Source organism: Streptomyces sp. GL_148 (genome assembly GCF_057834205.1).
Genome location: NZ_CM174396.1, coordinates 5989664 through 6009722, shown reverse-complemented (window position 1 = coordinate 6009722; position 20059 = coordinate 5989664). Strand labels below are relative to the sequence as shown.

21 protein-coding genes are annotated in these 20059 nt (G+C 71.5%); 14 read left to right on the top strand and 7 right to left on the bottom strand.

The genetic code is table 11. The features are described from left to right. Window positions 1-5 precede the first annotated feature (5 nt). Window positions 6-458: a hypothetical protein gene (locus AC3IYI_RS27740; protein ID WP_489406269.1), complete on the top strand. Its 453-nt coding sequence runs from the start codon at window positions 6-8 to the stop codon at window positions 456-458. 38 nt (window positions 459-496) lie between these two features. Here the strand turns inward: AC3IYI_RS27740 and AC3IYI_RS27735 are convergent, their stop codons facing one another. Together AC3IYI_RS27735 and AC3IYI_RS27730 are read right to left on the bottom strand one after the other, a co-directional pair. Continuing rightward, the gene (locus AC3IYI_RS27735; protein ID WP_266904380.1) at window positions 497-793 is read right to left on the bottom strand and encodes an MTH1187 family thiamine-binding protein; all 297 of its coding nucleotides are present in this window, start codon (window positions 791-793) and stop codon (window positions 497-499) included. Next, a complete protein-coding gene (locus tag AC3IYI_RS27730; RefSeq protein WP_489406268.1) occupies window positions 790-1134 on the bottom strand; it encodes a DUF3817 domain-containing protein in 345 nt (114 codons plus the stop codon). Before AC3IYI_RS27730 ends, AC3IYI_RS27735 begins: the two co-directional genes overlap by 4 nt. Before the next feature lie 150 nt (window positions 1135-1284). Here AC3IYI_RS27730 and AC3IYI_RS27725 point away from each other — a divergent pair, with 150 nt between their 5' ends. The 5 genes from AC3IYI_RS27725 to AC3IYI_RS27705 all read left to right on the top strand — a co-directional run bounded on the left by AC3IYI_RS27725 (window position 1285) and on the right by AC3IYI_RS27705 (window position 4602). Then, window positions 1285-1923, top strand: coding sequence for an AIM24 family protein (locus tag AC3IYI_RS27725; RefSeq protein ID WP_489406267.1), 639 nt, complete (start codon window positions 1285-1287; stop codon window positions 1921-1923). Next, window positions 1923-2573, top strand: coding sequence for an AIM24 family protein (locus AC3IYI_RS27720; protein WP_250744760.1), 651 nt, complete (start codon window positions 1923-1925; stop codon window positions 2571-2573). The genes AC3IYI_RS27725 and AC3IYI_RS27720 overlap by 1 nt, the downstream gene beginning before the upstream one ends. Before the next feature lie 11 nt (window positions 2574-2584). Then, window positions 2585-3382, top strand: a complete 798-nt coding sequence (locus AC3IYI_RS27715; RefSeq protein ID WP_489411692.1) for an AIM24 family protein — start codon at window positions 2585-2587, stop codon at window positions 3380-3382. A gap of 69 nt (window positions 3383-3451) precedes the next feature. Continuing rightward, window positions 3452-3928: a MarR family winged helix-turn-helix transcriptional regulator gene (locus AC3IYI_RS27710; protein ID WP_489411691.1), complete on the top strand. Its 477-nt coding sequence runs from the start codon at window positions 3452-3454 to the stop codon at window positions 3926-3928. 110 nt (window positions 3929-4038) lie between these two features. Next, entirely contained in the window at window positions 4039-4602 is a 564-nt protein-coding gene (locus AC3IYI_RS27705) for a PepSY domain-containing protein (RefSeq protein WP_489406266.1), read from the top strand. A gap of 69 nt (window positions 4603-4671) precedes the next feature. Here the strand turns inward: AC3IYI_RS27705 and AC3IYI_RS27700 are convergent, their stop codons facing one another. From AC3IYI_RS27700 to AC3IYI_RS27690, 3 genes are all read right to left on the bottom strand, one after another. Beyond that, window positions 4672-4746 carry a 50S ribosomal protein bL37 gene (locus AC3IYI_RS27700; protein WP_099895366.1) on the bottom strand — a complete coding sequence of 25 codons (75 nt, stop codon included), beginning with the start codon at window positions 4744-4746 and terminating at the stop codon, window positions 4672-4674. 40 nt (window positions 4747-4786) lie between these two features. After that, entirely contained in the window at window positions 4787-5773 is a 987-nt protein-coding gene (gene meaB, locus AC3IYI_RS27695) for a methylmalonyl Co-A mutase-associated GTPase MeaB (protein WP_489406265.1), read from the bottom strand. A 97-nt stretch (window positions 5774-5870) separates the two neighbouring features. Next, complete coding sequence (locus AC3IYI_RS27690; protein ID WP_243336255.1) at window positions 5871-7067, bottom strand: acetyl-CoA C-acetyltransferase; 1197 nt, start codon at window positions 7065-7067, stop codon at window positions 5871-5873. Window positions 7068-7204: 137 nt separating this feature from the next. Here AC3IYI_RS27690 and mce point away from each other — a divergent pair, with 137 nt between their 5' ends. The 7 genes from mce (at window position 7205) to AC3IYI_RS27655 (ending at window position 17681) form a co-directional block, all read left to right on the top strand. Beyond that, window positions 7205-7633, top strand: coding sequence for a methylmalonyl-CoA epimerase (gene mce / locus AC3IYI_RS27685; protein WP_489406264.1), 429 nt, complete (start codon window positions 7205-7207; stop codon window positions 7631-7633). Window positions 7634-7813: 180 nt separating this feature from the next. Then, window positions 7814-12403: a polarized growth protein Scy gene (gene scy, locus AC3IYI_RS27680; RefSeq protein ID WP_489406263.1), complete on the top strand. Its 4590-nt coding sequence runs from the start codon at window positions 7814-7816 to the stop codon at window positions 12401-12403. A 202-nt stretch (window positions 12404-12605) separates the two neighbouring features. Further along, complete coding sequence (locus tag AC3IYI_RS27675) at window positions 12606-13544, top strand: cellulose-binding protein (RefSeq protein WP_489406262.1); 939 nt, start codon at window positions 12606-12608, stop codon at window positions 13542-13544. A gap of 145 nt (window positions 13545-13689) precedes the next feature. Beyond that, window positions 13690-14685 (top strand): ABC transporter ATP-binding protein, encoded by a 996-nt coding sequence (locus tag AC3IYI_RS27670; protein ID WP_489406261.1) that lies wholly within the window; start codon window positions 13690-13692, stop codon window positions 14683-14685. Between the two features lie 2 nt (window positions 14686-14687). Further along, complete coding sequence (locus AC3IYI_RS27665; protein ID WP_489411690.1) at window positions 14688-15461, top strand: ABC transporter permease; 774 nt, start codon at window positions 14688-14690, stop codon at window positions 15459-15461. Between the two features lie 136 nt (window positions 15462-15597). Further along, the gene (locus tag AC3IYI_RS27660) at window positions 15598-16818 is read left to right on the top strand and encodes an ABC transporter ATP-binding protein (RefSeq protein WP_489406260.1); all 1221 of its coding nucleotides are present in this window, start codon (window positions 15598-15600) and stop codon (window positions 16816-16818) included. Further along, entirely contained in the window at window positions 16815-17681 is an 867-nt protein-coding gene (locus AC3IYI_RS27655) for an ABC transporter permease (protein WP_489406259.1), read from the top strand. Before AC3IYI_RS27660 ends, AC3IYI_RS27655 begins: the two co-directional genes overlap by 4 nt. 29 nt (window positions 17682-17710) lie before the next feature. Here AC3IYI_RS27655 and AC3IYI_RS27650 read toward each other — a convergent pair whose 3' ends face one another. Continuing rightward, entirely contained in the window at window positions 17711-18064 is a 354-nt protein-coding gene (locus tag AC3IYI_RS27650; RefSeq protein WP_243336248.1) for an ATP/GTP-binding protein, read from the bottom strand. Window positions 18065-18305: 241 nt separating this feature from the next. On the opposite strand from AC3IYI_RS27650, the gene AC3IYI_RS27645 reads away from it, so the two are divergent. Continuing rightward, window positions 18306-19340: an LLM class flavin-dependent oxidoreductase gene (locus AC3IYI_RS27645; protein ID WP_489406258.1), complete on the top strand. Its 1035-nt coding sequence runs from the start codon at window positions 18306-18308 to the stop codon at window positions 19338-19340. 137 nt (window positions 19341-19477) lie between these two features. Here the strand turns inward: AC3IYI_RS27645 and AC3IYI_RS27640 are convergent, their stop codons facing one another. Then, window positions 19478-19870, bottom strand: a complete 393-nt coding sequence (locus AC3IYI_RS27640) for an SCO5389 family protein (RefSeq protein ID WP_243336246.1) — start codon at window positions 19868-19870, stop codon at window positions 19478-19480. Window positions 19871-20059 lie beyond the last annotated feature (189 nt).

Here is a 20059-nt window from a genome sequence, read left to right as displayed (position 1 = left end):
CCGGGATGCTCATCGCTCTCGCCGACCGCAAGGCCAAGGCGGTCCACCTGCATGAAGCCCTGAAGGAGACCCCGCACCGGGCCCTCGTCCTCGGTCCGGTGCTGGCACAGGTGTGGCGCCCCCACCCGGCACTGGTCCATGCGCTGGCCACGGTGCTCAGAGACTGCACCGTGCCACAGGCACGGACTTCGGCCCCGCCGATGCGCGAGACCAGGGCGGGCCGTCCGGAGTGCATCGCCTGCGCGACGGGCTTCGACCTGGCGGACTGGCGGCGGGTCGCCGCCGTCCTGGGGGAGGCCGAACTCCCCCCGAAGAAACGGCCGGACGCAGTGGACGCCGCCGTGGCCCTGGCCGCCTCGAAGCACGGCAGCGCGGTGATCTTCACCAGCGACCCCGAGGACATCACCGCGTACCTGTCAGTACTCAATCCGCCCGACGTCCACGTCCACGCCGTGTGAGCCGACGGTCGTGTGGTCCGACGGGTCTCGTGATCCGGTCAGCCCCCGGCGAGGTGGCGTTCCACCGTTTCCATCTTGGACGTCATGCCGTCCGTGACGCCGGGGCGGATGTCGGCCTTGAGGATGAAGGAGACCCGGGGTGCGCGCTCCTCCACGGCGGCCACCGCGCGCTTGACCACGTCCATCACCTCGTCCCACTCACCTTCGATGGTGGTGAACATGGCGTCCGTGTGGTTCGGCAGCCCCGATGCGCGCACGACGCGGACGGCGTCGGCCACGTACTCGCCGACCTCTTCGCCGACGCCCAGCGGGGTCACCGAGAACGCGATCATCATGCGCGGGCCGCCTCACGGGCGCGGGCGGCGAGCACGCCGGCCGCCTCGTCGCGCCCCAGCAGGCGGTCGCCGTAGAGCCCGCCGAAGGGGACCAGCGCCAGCAGGAAGAACAGCGCGACCTTCTTCAGGGGCCACTTCGCCTTGAGCCAGACGTCCAGCAGGAAGACGGCGTAGATGACGAACAGGATCCCGTGGATGATGCCGAGCGGCATCATCAGGTAGTCGATGTCCGAGATCCGGCTCAGCACCGAGCCGAAGATCAGCAGCGCCGGGAACGAGAGCGCCTCCGGTACGGAAATGAGGCGCAGCCGGTGCAGGGCGGAAGCGGTCTTGATGTCCACGTGGAACCTTCGGGGTGGGTGCCGGGGGTCCGTCCCAGTGTCTCAGCCGCCCCGGACGATCTTGGCGCGGGGCCCGGGCCCCGGCGGACCGGGACGGATATCGGCCAACGGGCTCTGTTCGGTGCCGCCCGCTGCGGATAACGTCTTCCCGTGGCTCAGTTCCGACTCCAAGGCAGCAAGGTGCTCGCCGTCGACCTGACCGGGGACGCCGTGAAAGCGAAAAACGGCTCCATGGTCGCGTACGACGGCCAGGTGGCCTTCAAGAAGATGACCGGCGGCGGCGAAGGCCTCCGCGGAATGGTGACCCGGCGGCTCACCGGCGAGCAGATGACCGTGATGGAAGTGCAGGGGCACGGCACCTGCTTCTTCGCCGACCGGGCGAGTGAGATCAATCTGGTCAATCTGCGCGGCGAGAAGCTGTACGTCGAGTCCAGCAACCTGCTGTGCACCGATGCCGGCCTGCGCACCGGCACCACCTTCACCGGCCTGCGGGGTGCGAGCACGGGCAACGGCCTGTTCACCACCACCGTCGAGGGCAGCGGGCAGGCGGCGATCATGTCCGACGGCCCGGCCGTGGTGCTGCGCGTCAGCGCCCAGTACCCGCTGTCCGTCGACCCGGGGGCGTACATCGCGCACACCGGCAACCTCCAGCAGTCCTTCCAGTCCGGTGTGAACTTCCGCACGCTGATCGGCGAGGGCTCGGGCGAGTCCTTCCAGATCCGCTTCGAGGGCGAGGGCCTGGTGTACGTGCAGCCCAGCGAGCGCAACACCATCGGGGGCGACGTCTGATGCCGTTCCGCGAGATCAACTCGAAGATGGTCGAGGCCCAGGTCGTACCGGGGCAGAAGATGTACAGCCAGCGCGGCGCGATGCTCGCCTACCGCGGCGAGGTCTCCTTCACCCCGAGCCTGACCGGTGGCCAGGGCGGCGTGATGGGCATGATCGGTCGCCGGGTGGCGAACGAGCAGACCCCGCTGATGGAGGTCGAGGGCAGCGGCACCGTGATGTTCGGCCACGGCGGCCACCACATCCAGGTCATCAGCCTCACCGGCGAGACGCTCTACGTGGAGGCCGACCGGCTGCTCGCCTTCGACGGGACCCTGCAGCAGGGCACGATGTTCATGGGCGCGCAGGGCGGGGTCATGGGCATGGTCCGCGGCCAGGTCACGGGCCAGGGCCTGTTCACCACCACCCTCAAGGGCCACGGCTCGGTGGCCGTGATGGCCCACGGCGGCGTCATCGAGCTGCCGATCCACCCGAACCGCCCGATCCACGTGGACCCGCAGGCCTACGTCGCCCACCACGGCGAGGTCCGCAACAAGCTGTCCACGGCGCTGGGCTGGCGGGACATGGTCGGGCGCGGTTCAGGCGAGGCGTTCCAGCTGGAGCTGTCCGGTCAGGGCGCGGTGTACGTACAGGCGTCGGAGGAGAAACTGTGAACTTTGGTCCCGTGACCGGCGGACCGGGAGGTCCGACCGTCTTCGACCCGTACACCCTGCCGTCCGACGACAACGTCAACGCCTACACCTTCTGCGTGGAGCTCAAGGGGAGCCAGTGGTTCCTGCAGAAGGGCAAGATGATCGCCTACTACGGGCGCATCGAGTTCAACGGCATCGGCCACGGCCGCTTCGACCGGCTGCTGCGCACCAGCTTCCACTCGCCGCTGCACGCGAGCGACTGGGTGGTGGCCGAGGGCCAGGGCAAGATGCTGCTCGCCGACCGGGCCTTCGACGTGAACTCGTACGACCTGGACAACGGCAACCTGACCATCCGGTCGGGCAACCTGCTCGCCTACCAGCCCACGCTCGCGCTCAAGCAGTCGATCGTGCCGGGCTTCCTCACCCTGATCGGAACCGGGAAGTTCGTGGCGGCCTCCAACGGGCCGGTGGTGTTCATGGAGCCGCCGCTACGCGTGGACCCGCAGGCGCTGGTGGGGTGGGCGGACTGCCCCTCCCCCTGTCACCATTACGACCACGGGTACATGTCGGGCGTGATCGGCGGCCTGCGCTCGCTGACGGGCATCGGGGGCTCCTCGGGCGAGGAGCACCAGTTCGAGTTCGTCGGCGCGGGTACGGTGCTGCTGCAGTCCTCGGAGATGCTGATGGCGGAGCAGGCGGTCGGTACCGTCGGCCCCGGCGCGGCCGCCGGCAACGCCCAGGGCGTACCCGCACAGGGTCCGCTGGGGCAGATGGGCGTACCGCGGATGCCGGGGCAGCTGGGTGATCTCCAGCGGCGCTTCGGGCTGTAGGAAACCTCTCACCCCGGCGTATTTTTGTACGCGATTCAACTTCTTAGGTAGAGTTCTTTCATGGAGACCATCGAGACCGAGACGGCCACCCCCTGGCTGAACGACGCCGAGCAGTGCGCCTGGCGCACCCACTTGGACGTCAGCAGACTGCTGTCGCACCAGCTGGAAAAGGACCTCCAGCCGTTCGGGCTCACCAACAACGACTACGAGATCCTCGTGAACCTCTCCGAATCCGAGGAACACCGGATGCGGATGAGCGATCTCGCGACGTCGACGCTGCAGTCCAAGAGCCGGCTCTCCCACCAGATCACCCGCATGGAATCGGCGGGCCTCGTCCGCCGCGTGAACTGCGAGTCCGACCGCCGCGGGCTCTACGCCGTCCTCACCCCCGAGGGCATGGAGACGATGCGCAAGGTCGCCCCGCACCACGTGGCGTCCGTCCGCCGGCACTTCATCGACCTGCTCACCCCGGACGCCATCGCCGCGCTGCGCGCCGCGCTCGGCCCGGTCGCGGAGCACCTGCGCTCGGGCCGCGGCAAGGCCTGAGGCCCGAGCGGCGCTCCGCGGCCGCAGGCCGGAGAATGGGCGGTAACGCTCGCTCGCCGGCCGCCGCCGAGCAACCGTAAGCGCCATGGCCGGCCCGAGGAGGTCACGCCATGAAGCGCACCCTGTACGTCACGTCCGCCGCGGCCGCCGCGGTCCTGCTGGCCGGGGGGACCGTGGCGGCCGCTGCCGCGTCCACCGCCGGCGCGGCAGCGGCCACCGCCGCCGCCTCCCCGCTCCTGCCTGCCCAAGTCGATGCCGAGGAGGCAGCCGCGGCGGCGGTCAAGCACTACCCCGGAGTCATCGAGTCCTTCGACAAGGACGGCCCGGTCTGGCACGTGGACGTGGTCGGCAAGGACGGCCGCCACGCGGAGCTGCTGGTCGACGCGGCCTCCGGCAAGGTCACCCTCGAAAACACCGACGAGGACAGTGACAGCAACGAGGACGCCGCCCTGCTCGCCGCGGAGGTCACCGCCCAGGAGGCCACGAAGGCAGCCCTCGCCGCCCGTCCCGGCCAGGTCCAGTCGGTGGAGTGGTACAACGACGACGCCACCAACGTCCGCTACTGGAGCGTGGAGATCGAATCCGACGGCAAGACGCAGAACGTCCATGTCGACCCCACGTCCGCCAAGGTCACCACGTCCCCCGACAGCGACGAGAACGACGAGGACAACTAAAAACAGGCGCACGAAGAGCCGCCCCCCGCGAACGGGGTGCGGCTCTTCGTGTGTGGTCAGTCCTCACGGTCAGGCGTTGGGACGCTTTCCGTGGTTGGCCTTCTTCTTCTTGCGGGCTCGCTTCTTGTTACCGCGCTTCGCCATGAAACCTCCCTGCGTTGGGGCATTCCGGGCGTTCGCCAGTCTATGGCCGGCCCGCGGGCTCCGCATCCGGTTCCGTGAGAGTCGCCAGCAGCGCGTCCGAGGCCGCATACGGATCCAGCTCGCCCAGCGCGACCCGCCCGGCCAGCGCCTCCAGGTGGGTGTCGCCGTGCACGTCGGCCAGCCGGGCCCGCAGCGCGGTGATCGCGATCGTCTCCACCTCGCGCGCGGCCCGGGCCGTACGCCGCTGCGCCAGCACCCCGCGCTCGTCCATCCACGCCCGGTGCTTCTCCAGCGCCTCGACCAGCTCGTCGATGCCCGTACCGCGCGCCGCGACCGTCTTGACGATCGGCGGCCGCCAGTCGCCCTTGCCCCGGGACTCCCCCAGGCTCAGCATGTGGTTCAGCTCCCGGGCGGTGGCGTCCGCGCCGTCCCGGTCGGCCTTGTTCACCACGTAGACGTCGCCGATCTCCAGGATGCCCGCCTTCGCGGCCTGGATCCCGTCGCCCATCCCGGGGGCCAGGAGCACCACCGAGGTGTCGGCCTGAGCCGCGATCTCCACCTCCGACTGCCCGACCCCGACGGTCTCGACCAGGATCACCTCGCAGCCGGCCGCGTCCAGCACCCGGATCGCCTGCGGGGCGGACCAGGCGAGTCCGCCCAGGTGGCCGCGGGTGGCCATGGAGCGGATGTACACCCCCGGGTCGGAGGCGTGGTCCGACATCCGTACCCGGTCGCCGAGCAGCGCGCCCCCGCTGAACGGCGAGGACGGGTCGACGGCCAGGACGCCGACCCGCTTGCCGGCCTGCCGGTACGCGGAGACCAGCGCCGAGGTGGTCGTGGACTTGCCGACGCCCGGGGAGCCGGTGAGGCCCACCACGTACGCGTTGCCCGTGAGCGGCGCCAGCGCGGCCATCACCTCGCGCAGCTGCGGGGACGCCCCCTCGACCAGCGAGATCAGCCGGGCGACCGCTCGCGGCCTGCCCTCACGGGCCTGGGCCACCAGCTGGGGGACGTCCACCGCCGTCATTCTTGCTGCGCTCCTTCGTTCTCGCGGGTCCCGCGGGTCCCGCGGGTCTCGTACGGGTACGGCTACGGGTGCGGGCGGCCGGACGGCCGCCCCTCCCCTACGGGACGCGGACGATCAGCGCGTCGCCCTGCCCGCCGCCACCGCACAGGGCGGCCGCGCCGACCCCGCCGCCGCGGCGCTTGAGCTCCAGCGCCAGGTGCAGCACCACACGGGCGCCGGACATGCCGATCGGGTGACCCAGGGCGATGGCGCCGCCGTTGACGTTCACCTTTTCCGGGGTCACTCCGAGGTCCTTCATCGACTGCACGGCGACCGCCGCGAAGGCCTCGTTGATCTCGATGAGGTCGAGGTCCTCGACGCCGAGGCCCTCCTTCTTCAGGGCGTGCAGGATCGCGTTGGAGGGCTGCGACTGGAGCGAGTTGTCCGGGCCCGCCACATTGCCGTGGGCGCCGATCTCGGCGAGCCACTCCAGGCCCAGCTCCTCGGCCTTGGCCTTGCTCATCACGACCACCGCGGCGGCGCCGTCGCTGATCTGCGAGGAGGTGCCGGCGGTGATGGTGCCGTCCTTCGCGAACGCCGGACGCAGCTTGCCGAGGGACTCGACGGTGGTCTCGGCCCGGATGCCCTCGTCCTGCGAGAACACCACCGGCTCGCCCTTGCGCTGCGGGATCTCGACCGGGGTGATCTCGGCCTCGAAGACGCCGTTCTTCTGCGCGGCGGCGGCGCGCTGGTGGGAGGTGGCCGCGAACGCGTCCTGCGGGGCCCGCTCGATGCCGAGGCGGGTGTTGTGCGTCTCGGTGGACAGGCCCATCGGGATGTTCTCGAAGGCGTCGGTGAGACCGTCGTAGGCCATCGCGTCGAGCATCTCGATGGCGCCGTACTTGAAGCCCTCGCGGGACTTCGGCAGCAGGTGCGGGGCGTTGGTCATGGACTCCTGACCGCCCGCGACCACGATGTCGAACTCACCTGCACGGATGAGCTGGTCCGCCAGCGCGATGGCGTCCAGGCCCGAGAGACACACCTTGTTGATGGTGAGCGCGGGCACGTTCATGGGGATCCCGCCCTTGACGGCGGCCTGGCGGGCCGGGATCTGGCCCGCACCGGCCTGGAGCACCTGGCCCATGATCACGTACTGGACCTGGTCGCCGGAGATCCCGGCCCGTTCCAGCGCGGACTTGATGGCGAAGCCGCCGAGGTCGGCACCCGAGAAGGACTTCAGCGAGCCGAGCAGTCGCCCCATGGGCGTGCGGGCCCCGGCGACGATCACTGACGTGGTGTTGTTCGTTCCGGACATGGAGCACAGCCCCTTGAAGATGAGGAGTGAACGAGGGTTTACCCGAATGTACTGAGCGGTACCCGTGCCGTCACCGGCCCGCCAGTGTGATCGCGCGCACGTTGCGTAACCGCCTCCGGTAGCGCTGCACTGTGTCCATGCTGACAAGAATCGACCACATCGGGATCGCCTGCCTCGACCTGGACAAGACGGTTGAGTTCTACCGTGCCACGTACGGCTTCGAGGTGTTCCACTCCGAGGTCAACGAGGAGCAGGGTGTCCGCGAGGCCATGCTGAAGATCAACGGGACCTCCGACGGCGGAGCCTCCTACATCCAGCTCCTGGAGCCCACCCGCGAGGACTCCGCGGTCGGCAAGTGGCTGGCGAAGAACGGCGAGGGCGTCCACCACATCGCCTTCGGCACCGAGGACGTCCGCGGCGACTCCGAGGCCATCCGCGGCAAGGGCGTCCGCGTCCTCTACGACCAGCCCCGCACCGGCTCGATGGGCTCCTCCATCACCTTCCTGCACCCCAAGGACTGCCACGGCGTCCTCACCGAACTGGTCACGAGCAACCCCGAGCACTGATGTCCCGTTTCCCCGGCCGGTAGAGTGGCTTTGGCTCGGCCGGGGTTCGGTGCGGAGACGGGGTCGGGGCCTGTATCGCCCGACCCGGAATCTGACACCATTCCCCGGGGGCGTCGTTCAGCGGGCGGACGGCGCTCATTTGGTTTGAGCTTGCGACCAGGGGACGGATGGGACCGCGCTGTGCGGGGCTACGAAAGCCAGGAGAGTCATCAGGCCGAGGCCGACCATCTCTCGCGCTTCGAAGCCGAGATGGAGCGGCTGAAGAAGGAACGCGGGAAGGCCGTCCAGCACGCCGATGACCTGGGGTACCAGGTCGAGGTGCTGCGCGCCAAGCTCCACGAGGTACGCCGCAATCTGGCGTCCCGCCCCGCCTACGACGGCGCGGACATGGGCTACCAGGCGGAGCAGCTGCTCCGTAATGCCCAGATCCAGGCCGACCAGATGCGTTCCGACGCCGAGCGCGAGCTCCGTGACGTACGGGCCCAGACCCAGCGCATCCTCCAGGAGCACGCCGAGCACCAGGCGCGCCTCCAGGCCGAGCTGCACGCCGAGGCCGTCAACCGCCGCCAGCGCCTGGACCAGGAGCTGAGCGAGCGCCGCCAGACGGTGGAAGCCCACGTCAACGAGAACGTGGCCTGGGCCGAGCAGCTGCGCGCCCGCACCGAATCGCAGGCCCGCCGGCTCTTGGACGAGTCCCGCGTCGAGGCCGAGCAGACCCTGAACGCCGCTCGCGCCGAGGCGGCCCGGGTCGCCTCCGAGGCCACCCGCCGGCTCGCCTCCGAGAACGAATCCTCCCGTGCCGAGGCCGAGTCGACGCTGCTGCGCGCCCGCAAGGAGGCCGAGCGGCTGCTGACCGCCGCCTCCGCGCAGGCCCAGGAGGCCACCGAGCACGCGGAGCGGCTGCGCTCCACCACCTCCGCCGAGGCCGAGCAGACCCGCCGCCAGACGATGGACCTGGGCCGGGTCGCCGAGCAGCGCACCCAGGAGGCCGAAGGGGCCCTGCGCGAGGCGCGCGCCGCCGCGGAGAAGCTGCTGGCGGAGGCCAAGGAGAGCGCCGCACGGCAGCTCGCCTCGGCCGAATCCGTCAACGAGCAGCGCACCCGTACGGCCAAGGAGCAGGTGGCCCGCCTGGTCGGCGAGGCCAACAAGGAGGCCGAGACCCTCAAGGCCGAGGCCGAGCAGGCGCTCGCCGACGCCCGCGCGGAGACCGACCGGCTGCGCGCCGAGGCCGGCGAGCAGGCCCGTACGGCGGCGGCCGAGGACACGGCGGCCCAGCTGGCGAAGGCGGCCCGCACCGCCGAGGACGTACTGAACAAGGCCTCGGAGGACGCCCGCGCCACCACCCGGGCGGCGTCCGAGGAGGCCGAGCGGATCCGCGGCGAGGCCGAGGCGGAGGCCGAGCGGCTGCGCGCCCAGGCCGCGACCACGGCCGATGAGCTCAAGGGCGCCGCGAAGGACGACACGGAGGAGTACCGGGCCCGTACGGTCGAGCTCCAGGAGGAGGCCCGCCGGCTGCGCGGCGAGGCCGAGCAGCTGCGCGCCGAGGCCGTCGCCGAGGGCGAGCGGATCCGCGGTGAGGCCCGCCGCGAGGCGGTCCAGCAGATCGAGGAGGCGGCCCGCACCGCCGAGGAGCTGCTGGGCAAGTCCCGGGCCGACGCCGACGAGGTGCGCTCCGGCGCGACCGCCGAGAGCGAGCGGGTCCGCGGCGAAGCCGTCGAGCGGGCCACCACGCTGCGCAGGCAGGCCGAGGAGACCCTGGAGCGGACCCGCGCCGAGGCCGAGCGGCTGCGCGCGGAGGCCGAGGAAGAGGCCGAGTCGGTACGGGCCGAGGCGGACGCCGCGGCGGCCGTGCGGCGCGAGGAGACCGAGCAGGCGCTGTCCGCGAAGCGGGCCGAGGCCGACGAGGAGCTCGTCCGGCTGCACACCGACGCCGAGGGACGCCTGGCGACCGCCGAGCAGACGCTGCGCGACGCCCGGGCGGCCGCCGAGAACATCCGCAAGGAGACCACCGAGGAGAGCGACCGGCTGCGCGCGGAGTCGGCGGAGCGGATCCGCACGCTGCAGGCGCAGTCGGAAGCGGAGGCCGACCAGCTGCGCACCGACGCCGCCGAGGACGCCGGCCGGGTCCGCGCGGAGGCCGAGCAGACCGCGGTGCGGCTGACCGGCGAGGCCGAGGCGGAGGCGGAGCGGCTGCGCTCCGAGGCGCAGGAGACCGCCGACCGGCTGCGCGCGGAGGCCAAGGCCGCCGCCGAGCGGGTCGCGCAGGAGGCGGCCGAGGCGCTGGCCGCCGCCCAGGAGGAGGCCGCCCGGCGCCGCCGGGAGTCCGAGGAGACCCTGGCTTCGGCGCGTACGGACGCGGAGAGCGAGCGGGCGCAGGCCCGTGAGGAGAGCGAGGAGCTCCTCGCCCAGGCCCGCAAGCGTTCCGAGGAGGCCACGGCCGAGGCGGTCTGGCTCACCGAGGAGGCCGAGCGGCGCGCGTCCGAGGTGGTCGCGGCGGCCGAGGCCACCGCCCAGCAGGTGCGCGACGCCGTGGCCGGGCTGCACGAGCAGGCCGAGGAAGAGGTCGCGGGGCTGCGCAGTGCGGCCGAGCACGCGGCGGAGCGTACGAGGACGGAGGCCGAGGAGGAGTCCGGCCGGGTCCGCGCCGACGCGTACGCGGAGCGGGAGCGGGCCACCGAGGACGCCAACCGGATCCGCAGCGAGGCGCGCACCGAGACGGACGCGGCGAAGGAGCTGGCAGCGCGCACGGTCGGCGACGCGATCGCCGAGGCCGAGCAGCTGCGCACGGACACCGCGGAGTACGCGCAGCGGGTGCGCACGGAGGCCACCGACGCGCTGGCCGCCTCCGAGCGCGACGCGGCCCGTACGAAGGCCGACGCCCGGGACGATGCCAACCGGATCCGCGGCGAGGCCGCGGAGTCCCTGGAGGCCGCACGCGCCGAGGGCGGCCGGATCGTCGCGGAGGCCACGGCCGAGGCCGAGCGCCGCACCGAGGAGACCCGCGCGGCCAACGAGGCCACGGTCGGCGAGGCCGCGGCGGAGGCGGCGCGGCTCACGGCCGAGGCCGAGGCCGCCGCCGAGGCGACCCGTACCGAGGCCGCGGGCACGCTGGACGAGGCCCGTTCCGAGGCGAACCGGCTGCGCACGGAGGCGGCGGAGCAGGCGGACCGCCTGATCTCCGAGGCCACCTCGGAGGCCGAGCGGCACACCGAGGAGACCCGCGCGGCCAACGAGGCCACGATCGGCGAGGCCCGGGCCGCGGCCGAGGCGCTGCGCGCCGAGGCGGCCGCCGCCCTGGACGGGGCGAAGGCGGAGGCGGAGCGGCTCACGGCGCAGGCCGCGCAGACGCTGGCCGGGGCCGAGCGGGACGCGACGGGGATCCTCGTCGACGCACGCACCGAGGGCGACCGGCTCGTCGAGGAGACGCGCACGGCCAACGAGGCCACCGTCGGCGAGGCCGCGGCGGAGGCCGACCGGCTGCGCGCCGAGGCGGCACGCACCCTGGACGACGCCCGCGCGGAGGGCGGCCGGATCATCGGCGAGGCCACCGCGGAGGCGGACCGGGTCACCATCGCGGCGAACGAGACGCTGGCGAGCGCCGAGCGGGAGTCCGAGCGGACCCTGGACGAGGCACGCGCCGAGGCGGGCCGGATCCGTACCGAGGCCGCCGAGCAGGCGGACCACCTGGTCGGCGAGGCCGTCGCTGAGACGGACCGGCTCACCGAGCAGACCCGCAAGGACACCGAGCGCACGGTCGGCGAGGCGGCGAACGAGGCCGAGCGGCTGCGGGCCGAGGCCTCCGAGGCGCTGTCCTCGGCGCAGGAGCACGCGACCCGTACCCGGTCCGAGGCCGAGCGGGTCAAGGCCGAGGCCGCGACCGAGGCGGAGCGGATCCGGGGCGAGGCGCGCACCGAATCGGAGCGGGTGCTGGACGAGGCCCGCGAAGAGGCCAACAAGCGCCGCAGCGAGGCCGCGACCCAGGTCGACCGGCTGATCACGGAGGCCTCCTCGGAGGCCGAGAAGCTCACCGGGGACGCGCAGAAGCAGGCACTGGCCGCCACGACGGCGGCCGAGGAGCAGGCGGACGCGATGGTCGACGCGGCGCGCAAGGAGGCCGCGCGGATCGCCTCGGAGGCGACAGTGGAGGGCAACTCCCTGGTGGAGAAGGCCCGTACGGACGCCGACGAGCTGCTGGTCGGGGCGCGCAGCGACGCCGCGGCCATAAGGGACCGGGCGGAGGAGCTGCGCGGCCGCGTCGAGGCGGAGGTCGAGGAGCTGCACCAGCGGGCCCGCCGCGAGTCGGCCGAGCAGATGAAGTCGGCCGGCGAGCGCGTGGACAAGCTGGTGCGGGCGGCGACCGAGCAGAGCGTCGAGGCCGATGCGAAGGCCAAGGAGCTGGTGTCGGACGCGAGCAGCGAGGCGAGCAAGGTCCGCATCGCCGCGGTGCGCAAGGCGGAGGCGCTGCTCAAGGAGGCCGAGCAGAAGAAGGCCGAGCTGGTCCGGGCTGCCGAGGGCGCTCTCGCGGAGGCGACGGCGGAGGCCGCGCGGCTCGTCGAGGAGGGCCGGCGCGAGCTGGAGGTCCTCGTGCGCAGGCGCGAGGACATTCAGGCGGAGATCTCCCGTGTCCAGGACGTTCTTGAGGCGTTGGAATCATTCGAGGCGCCTTCGGGTGGCGCGAAACCCGGGGTCGGCGGCCAGGGCGCGGGGGGCGTGAAGGCCGGTGCGACAGCGGGTTCCACTCGTTCGGGTGGCAAGACGTCAGAGGGCTAGTCAGCATGCTCGATGCTGTGCTCCCGATGGGGGTTCAGGCGAACGAGTGACAAGCATTCTGGCGCCTTGCCACTCAAAAGGGGTGTCATTGTCCAGATCAAACGCGGATTGACTCGATGACACGCCGTCTTGGCGCCTAGGATTCCCCTTAACACCTAACACCTCGCGTAGTACCTCATCGGTCTCATTCGACAGGAACCCCATGAGCGACACATCCTCCCCCTTCGGCTTCGAGCTCGTGCGGCGTGGTTACGACCGCGGTCAGGTGGACGACCGCATCACCAAGCTGGTCTCCGACCGTGACGGCGCCCTCGGACGTATCAACTCTCTGGAAAAGCGGATCGAGGAGTTGCACCTCGAGACGCAGAACGCCCAGGCTCAGGTGACCGACGCCGAGCCGTCGTACGCCGGTCTCGGCGCCCGGGTCGAGAAGATCCTGCGCCTGGCCGAGGAGGAGGCGAAGGACCTCCGTGAGGAGGCCCGTCGCGCGGCCGAGCAGCACCGCGAGCTCGCCGAGTCGGCCGCCCAGCAGGTGCGCAACGACGCCGAGTCGTTCGCCGTCGACCGGAAGTCCACCGCCGAGGACGAGGGCGTCCGGATCGTCGAGAAGGCCAAGGGCGACGCCGCTTCTCTGCGCACGGAGGCCCAGAAGGACGCCGCCTCCAAGCGCGAGGAGGCCGACGCGCTCTTCGAGGAGACCCGCGCCAAGGCCGCCCAGGCCGCCGCGGACTTCGAGACCAACCTGGCCAAGCGCCGCGAGCAGTCCGAGCGCGACCTGGCCGGCCGTCAGGCCAAGGCCGAGAAGCGTCTCGCGGAGATCGAGCACCGCGCGGAGCAGCTGCGCCTGGAGGCCGAGAAGCTCCGTACGGACGCCGAGCGTCGCGCCCGCCAGACGGTGGAGACCGCGCAGCGCCAGGCCGAGGACATCGTGGCCGACGCGAACGCCAAGGCCGACCGGATCCGCAGCGAGTCCGAGCGCGAGCTGGCGGCGCTCACCAACCGCCGCGACTCGATCAACGCGCAGCTCACCAACGTCCGCGAGATGCTGGCGACGCTGACGGGTGCCGCGGTCGCCGCCGCCTCCGCGCCGATCGACGACGAGCCGGTCACCCGCGGCGTTCCGGCGCAGCAGAGCCGCTAGTCGGCAGGAGCGAGTCGCGAGGAGCGAGTCGCCGGAAGGCTTCCGACACTTGGCTGACGGAAGGCGACAATCCGCTTCGACACCGAGGGCCCTTCGTCACCTGTGAGAGGTGGCGTAGGGCCCTCTGGCGTTCTAGCGTGGCGGAATGATCGAGCTTGAGGGCCTTACGAAACGATTCGGCGCGAAGACCGCCGTGGACAACCTCAGCTTCCAGGTCAGACCGGGGGTGGTCACCGGCTTCCTCGGCCCCAACGGGGCGGGCAAGTCCACGACCATGCGCATGATGCTCGACCTCGACAACCCGACCAGCGGTACGGTCCGGATCGACGGGAAGCACTACCGGGACCTGCCGGAGCCGCTGAAGTACATCGGGGCACTGCTGGACGCGAAGGCGATGCACGGCGGCCGCAGCGCCTACAACAACCTCCTCTGCCTCGCGCAGTCGAACCGGATCCCCGAGAGCCGGGTCGCGGAGGTGCTGGACCTGGTGGGGCTGACGCCCGTCGCCAAGAAGAAGTCGAAAGGATTTTCGCTGGGTATGGGCCAGCGGCTCGGCATCGCCTCCGCGCTGCTCGGCGACCCGGAGATCTTGATGTTCGACGAACCCGTCAATGGTCTGGACCCGGAGGGAATTCTCTGGATCCGCAATCTGATGAAGGGGCTCGCGGCGGAGGGAAGGACGATCTTCGTTTCTTCCCATCTGATGAGCGAAATGGCCCTGACCGCAGAGCATTTGGTCGTCATCGGACAGGGAAAACTCCTCGCCGACCTGTCCATGGCCGATTTCATCCAGCAGAACTCCCGCAGCTACGTGCGCGTGCGCACTCCGCAGCAGGAACGGCTGAAGGACCTCCTGCACGAGACCGGGATCGACGCGATCAGCGTCCCGGCCACCGGCGCGCTGGAGATCGACGGCGTCGAATCGGAACGGCTCGGTGAGCTGGCCGCCCAGCACCAGATCGTGCTGCACGAACTCAGCCCGCAGCGGGCTTCACTGGAGGAAGCGTTCATGCGCATGACGGCGGACTCCGTCGAGTACCACGCCCACGCGCCGGGCATGGCCCTCGACAACCCGGCCCGGCCGGCAGACGTCCCCGCCTGGGGCGCCGGCTACGAAGCGACGCGCAAGGGCGGCAAGTGACCATGTCCTCCTTCCCCGCAGTCCTCCAGTCCGAGTGGACCAAGATCCGCACGGTCGCCTCCACCAGCTGGACGCTCGCTCTGGCCTTCCTCATCACCGTGGGGTTCGCCGCTCTCTTCAGCGCCACGTTCGACACGAACGGCATGGACGCGGTCGACCGGGCCACCTTCGACCCCACCGCGATGAGCTTCGCCTCCATGCAATTCGGACAGCTGGCGATGATCGTCTTCGGTGTGCTGGTCGTGAGCACCGAGTACAGCACGGGCATGATCCGCACCTCGCTGGCCGCCACACCCCACCGCACGCGCTTCCTGCTCGGCAAGATGGCCGTGGCGACGGGGCTGGCCCTGGCCGTCGGACTGCTGACCAGCTTCGTGTCGTTCTTCCTCACCCAGGCGCTCCTCGGTGACGCCGGCATCGGCATCGGCGCGGACAACGTCCTGCGCGCCGTGATCGGCGCCGGGCTGTACATGGGGCTCATTTCCCTGTTCTGCATGGGCGTGGCGGCCATGCTGCGCAGCTCGGTCGCCTCCATCAGCATCCTGATCCCGTTCTTCCTGATCGTCTCGACGCTCCTCAACGGCTTCGACGCGACCCGTCCGGTCGGCCAGTACCTGCCGAGCAACGCCGGGGCCCGGATCATGCAGGTCGTACCCAACGCCTTCGGGGGCCCCGAGACCCCCTACGGCCCGTGGGCCGGCTTCGGAATCATGCTGCTGTGGGTGCTCGCCGCGGTGGCCGGCGGCCTGCTGGTCCTCAAGAAGAGGGACGCCTGAGGTACTACGGGGGATCCCCGGGTCGGTTCTCAGGGGTAGCTCAGGGTCCGGGACGACGTGGAACCGCAAGGGACTGGATATCCTCTTAACCCTTACGCGGGCGAGAGTCGTCCCGGCCTGGCAAGGGGCAGCAAAGATGATCGAGGCAGTCGGCCTGACCAAGCGCTTCGGCGCGAAGACCGCTGTCGACGACCTCTCCTTCCAGGTCAAGCCCGGTCACGTGACGGGATTCCTGGGGCCCAACGGCTCCGGGAAATCCACCACGATGCGCATGATCGTCGGCCTGGACCGGCCCACCGCCGGCCGGGTCACGGTCAACGGCCTGCCCTTCCGCGAGCTCCCGAACGCCCAGCGGCACGTCGGGGCCCTGCTCGACGCCAAGGCCGTCCACGGCGGCCGCCGGGCCCGCACCCACCTGCTGTCGATCGCCCAGCTCTCCGGGATCCCCGAGAAGCGGGTGGACGAGGTGCTGGGCGTCGTGGGCCTCAAGGACGTGGCCCGGCAGCGCGCCAAGGGCTTCTCGCTCGGCATGGGCCAGCGGCTCGGCATCGCGACCGCCCTGCTCGGCGACCCCCAGGTGCTGCTCTTCGACGAGCCGGTCAACGGCCTCGACCCCGAGGGCATCCTCTGGGTCCGCAATCTGATGCGCCGGCTCGCCTCCGAGGGCCGCACCGTCTTCGTCTCCTCCCACCTCATGAGCGAGATGGCCCTGACCGCCGACCACCTGATCGTGATCGGCCGGGGCCGGCTGCTCGCCGACATGGGCACCCAGGACTTCATCACCCACAATTCGGCCGGATTCGCCCGGGTCCGCACGGCCGACACCGACCCGGGCGGCTGGGACACCCTCGGCTCCGTCCTCACCAAGGCGGGCGGCCGGGTCCTGCGGGAGCCCGACGGGGCGCTGCGGGTGACCGGGCTGGAGCTGTCGCAGATCTCCGACCTCGCGCACGCGGCCGGCGTACGGCTGTGGGAGCTGTCGCCGCACCGGGCCTCGCTGGAGGAGGCGTACATGCGGATGACCCAGTCCTCCGTCGAGTTCACCTCCACCGAGGACCCGCGCGCCGAGCTCTGGGAGCCCGAACCGCTGAGCGTCCCGAAGTGGGAGGAAGAGGAGGCGGCCGATGCCCTCCGGGTCCCGCAGGCGGGCTTCTTCGCGCCCCCGCCGCCCGGGACCGGCGGCCGGCCGTTCCTGATGCCCGGCAGCCCCGGTGAGCTCGCCGGTCCCGAGGCCGCGTCCCCCGAGGCCGCGTTTCCGGGGACCGAGCACTCCCCCGGGCCCGAGCACTCCCCCGGGACCACCCGCTCCCCCGACCCCGTGCGCACCCCCGCCCAGAAGCCCGAGGACACCCGATGACCGCCCCGACGACCGCGACCGCCGGGGACCGGGGCCCGGCCGGCTACACCTCGCCGCTGCCGACCCCCCGGCCGCACCTGGGGCACGCGCTGGCCTCGGAGTGGACGAAGCTGACCTCGGTCCGCTCCACGATGTGGACGCTCGGCTCGCTGGTGCTGCTCGTCCTCGGCATCGGCTGCGCGGTCATCGCGCAGACCGGGTCGCGGGACTACGAGCAGATGCCGTTCACCGCCCCCGCCCTGTTCGGACTGCTGGTCGGTCAGCTCTCGGTGATGGTGCTCGGGGTGCTGACGATCAGCTCCGAGTACGGCACGGGCCTGGTCCGCACCACCTTCACGGCGGCCCCCGACCGGTACCGGGTGCTCACCGCGAAGTACCTCGTCTTCGGCCTCACCGCGTTCCTCACCACGGCCGGCTCGGTCTGCCTGGTGGGGCTGGCCGCGTCGATCCTGCGCGACGGCCCCGCCGCCGGGCCGCACCCGGCTTCCGAGTGGGCCTCCGGGCTCGTGGGCAGCCTGTACGTCACCCTGCTCGGCGTACTGGCCCTGGCCGTCGGGGCGCTGGTGAAGCACGCGGCGGGGGCGATCGCCGTGATGCTCGGCGTCGTCACGCTGCCGCCGGTGATAGGGGGAGTGCTCAGCATCTGGGAGGCCGTCGCCCCGGTCGGCCGGGTCCTGCTCCAGTACAACCCGCCGGTGGCGATGATGGAGCTGTTCGGTATGCCGACCAACGCCTCGGACCCCAACCCCGCGGCCGGCGGCATGGCGGTCCCGGGCAGCCTGAGCCACATGGCGGTGATCCTGCTGGTGACGGGCGCCGCGGTCGCCGGCTCGTACGTGGTGGTCGGCCGCCGGGACGTCTAGCTGTCCCTTCCGGACCGTGCCGGTCCGGCCTAGTACTTGGGAGCGTTGCGCGACCGCTGCACCTTGGAGGTGCGGCGGTCCTTCGCGTTCCAGCAGGCCTTGTGCCAGTGCCGACGGTCGTCGACCCCGCCGTACTCGGGCCAGGCCACCAGGTGCGGGGTGCCGGAGGGGATCTCCTGGTCGCAGCCGGGGCAGCGGTAGCGCTTGCCCGCCGCGCTCGCGCCCGCGACGTGCCGGACCTTCCAGTCCTCGCCCTGGTACTCCTCCGTGCGCTCCAGGCCGTACCGGTCCAGACCGCCCGCGCCCGGGCCCGAACCCGAGCCCTGGTCCGAACGATCGGCTGGATTCTCGCCGCCCCTGGGGCGGTTGTGGCGCGGTGACACGTATACCTCACGGATGGGCGGACGGCAGTGACTTTCTCCCAGACTACGCGCAGCGAGCCCGGGTACCCGCAGGGTGGCCGAAGACGACCGTAGTACCGGGCAGCAGGTTGGCGCGACTGGCCTGACAATCCCAATAACTTTCCGGTCAGGCCGTGCCTTTGGCACGTGTCAGACGTTGTTGCCGATGAGGAAAACGGTCCGCCTGGGGGAGGCCGCGTCAGCCGCGAGGAGGCTAAAGGCGATGCGCGTAGGAGCATTTGTACTGGCGGCCCAGTTCCCGGGACAGGGACAGGGCGAGGCACTGCACCGGGCGGTGCGGACCGCCGAGGTGGCCGAGGAGGCCGGGCTCGACTCGGTCTGGCTCGCCGAACACCACTTCGTCCCGTACGGGGTCTGCCCGTCCGCGGTGACCCTGGCGGCCCTGATGCTGGGCCGCACCCGGCGGCTGCGCGTGGGCACGGCGGTGAGCGTGCTCCCGAGCACCCACCCGGTGGCCCTGGGCGAGCAGGCGGCCCTGCTGCACCTGGCTTCGGAGGGGCGGTTCACCCTGGGGGTGGGCCGGGGCGGTCCCTGGGTGGACCTGGAGGTCTTCGGCGGCGGGCTCGACGCGTACGAGAACCGCTTCCCGGAGGACCTGGACCTGTTGCGGCGCTGGCTGACCGAGCCGCGCGTGGGGGCGGCGCCCGGGGCCGCGGCCGGAGGCCGGTACGGCTTCCGCGAAGTGGCCGTCGTACCCCGCGCGTCGGAGGCGCTGCACGGGGACGGGACAGGGCCGGAACTGATCGTCGCCTGCACCTCCCCCGGCTCGGTACGGATGGCCGCGGAGCGCGGACTGCCGATGCTGCTGGGCATGCACTGCGGGGACGAGGACAAGGCCGCCATGGTCGAGCTGTGGCGGCGTACGGCACGGGCCGCGGGGCGTTCGCCCGAGGCCGGCCACGTGTCGGCCGGGGTCTGCCAGCTGGCGGACCGGACGGCGGACGCCCGCGAAACGCTGCTGAAGGCGATGCCGGGCTGGCTCAAGCAGGGCCTGGACGCGCACGTCACGGTGGACGGACGGCAGCGGGCGATGCGGGACCCGGTCGCGTACACCGAGCTGCTGTGCGATCTCCACCCCGTGGGCACACCGGAGCTGGCGGCCGACCGGCTGGCGGCCACGTCGGAACGTACGGGGATCACGCGGTTCGCCCTGCTGACGGAGGGATCGGGTGACCTCGCCGCGACCGAGGAGAACCTCCGGCGCCTCGGCACCGAGGTGCTTCCCCGGCTCGGCTGAGACCAGGGCTGCCGCTCCGTTGGCACCGGAGCGGCAGCGAGGTACCGGTCGTGCGGCGATACGGTCTTACGGCGGTGCGGTCGTTCTGAGGTGCGGTCGTACGGAGGTGCGGTCGTGCTGGTCGTACGGTCTTCCTGCTAGCAGTCACGCATTTCGGGCGACTGGTTGAGCAGCTGACCACGGATCGAAGTGAACTTGGCCAGCCGGTCGTCCACCGAGGAGTCCAGCGGGAACACCGCTACCCGGTGACAGTTCTGGAATGCCAGGCGCACTCCGAAGTGGCGCTGCAGCGCACCCCGTATCGCGTCACTCGCGAGGGCACGGAGCAGCTGGCCACGCGCCTGCTCGTCCGGCGGCGGCGTCTGGTTGTCGGCGAACTGTCCGCCGTCCACCTTGAGCTGGGCCACCAGCGAGCTGATCATCTCCCATGCGTAGGGCAGGGAGGTCCGGACGCAGTCGACGAAAGCGGCTTCGTCGACCTCGCCTCGCTCGGCCTGTTCGAGTAGGGCCGGTGAGACGTCGAGCGACATGGGTTCTCCTCTCGCGACTCCGGCCGATTGGGTTGCCGGAGCCTTACGGGCAGGGAAGGAGATCGCGACGCAGCGTGCACGTGTCGCAACCTCCCGCTCACCACGGTAGGCGCCCAGTGGGTACCGCACCAGGAGAATGCGCATACAACGCGCCATCCTCGAACGGGGCTTTCGGGGGCGAATCGCGTG

Bases quoted from the DNA above. Each gene is read 5' to 3' on its own strand.
- AC3IYI_RS27740 (WP_489406269.1), top strand. From the start codon at position 6: ATGCTCATCGCTCTCGCCGACCGCAAGGCCAAGGCGGTCCACCTGCAT.
- AC3IYI_RS27735 (WP_266904380.1), bottom strand. From the start codon at position 793: ATGATGATCGCGTTCTCGGTGACCCCGCTGGGCGTCGGCGAAGAGGTC.
- AC3IYI_RS27720 (WP_250744760.1), top strand. From the start codon at position 1,923: ATGCCGTTCCGCGAGATCAACTCGAAGATGGTCGAGGCCCAGGTCGTA.
- AC3IYI_RS27705 (WP_489406266.1), top strand. From the start codon at position 4,039: ATGAAGCGCACCCTGTACGTCACGTCCGCCGCGGCCGCCGCGGTCCTG.
- meaB (WP_489406265.1), bottom strand. From the start codon at position 5,773: ATGACGGCGGTGGACGTCCCCCAGCTGGTGGCCCAGGCCCGTGAGGGC.
- AC3IYI_RS27690 (WP_243336255.1), bottom strand. From the start codon at position 7,067: ATGTCCGGAACGAACAACACCACGTCAGTGATCGTCGCCGGGGCCCGC.
- mce (WP_489406264.1), top strand. From the start codon at position 7,205: ATGCTGACAAGAATCGACCACATCGGGATCGCCTGCCTCGACCTGGAC.
- AC3IYI_RS27675 (WP_489406262.1), top strand. From the start codon at position 12,606: ATGAGCGACACATCCTCCCCCTTCGGCTTCGAGCTCGTGCGGCGTGGT.
- AC3IYI_RS27670 (WP_489406261.1), top strand. From the start codon at position 13,690: ATGATCGAGCTTGAGGGCCTTACGAAACGATTCGGCGCGAAGACCGCC.
- AC3IYI_RS27665 (WP_489411690.1), top strand. From the start codon at position 14,688: ATGTCCTCCTTCCCCGCAGTCCTCCAGTCCGAGTGGACCAAGATCCGC.
- AC3IYI_RS27660 (WP_489406260.1), top strand. From the start codon at position 15,598: ATGATCGAGGCAGTCGGCCTGACCAAGCGCTTCGGCGCGAAGACCGCT.
- AC3IYI_RS27655 (WP_489406259.1), top strand. From the start codon at position 16,815: ATGACCGCCCCGACGACCGCGACCGCCGGGGACCGGGGCCCGGCCGGC.
- AC3IYI_RS27645 (WP_489406258.1), top strand. From the start codon at position 18,306: ATGCGCGTAGGAGCATTTGTACTGGCGGCCCAGTTCCCGGGACAGGGA.
- AC3IYI_RS27640 (WP_243336246.1), bottom strand. From the start codon at position 19,870: ATGTCGCTCGACGTCTCACCGGCCCTACTCGAACAGGCCGAGCGAGGC.